At 70.8% G+C, this 236-nt stretch carries 1 pseudogene; it reads left to right on the top strand.

Annotated features, from left to right (window positions below):
* A pseudogene (locus tag ACYQ0J_RS13465) lies at positions 1-236 on the top strand (ATP-binding protein); the annotation flags it as partial.

The following is a 236-nucleotide window of genomic DNA, read 5'->3' as shown; positions in this document are numbered from 1 at the left end:
GGGGTAGGGACCTCGAGGCCGACCTCAAGGCCTGGCAGAGGCGCTACCCGGGGAACGAGGAGAAGGCGAGGAGCCTCCTCAAGGCCCTCAAGCGCCCCGAAGGGGTGAACCCCGTCACCCTCGTCGTGGACGACGCCACGGGCCTCACCCCCAGTGTGGTCCCCTGGCTGGTGGCCTTCGCCGAGGTGGCCACCCTGGTCCTGGCCGTCCACCCGGAGACCCTAAGGAAGGGGGGT

The sequence above is a fragment of the Thermus sp. FJN-A genome (genome assembly GCF_054655095.1).
This window is presented reverse-complemented; position numbering and strand designations above follow the sequence as displayed.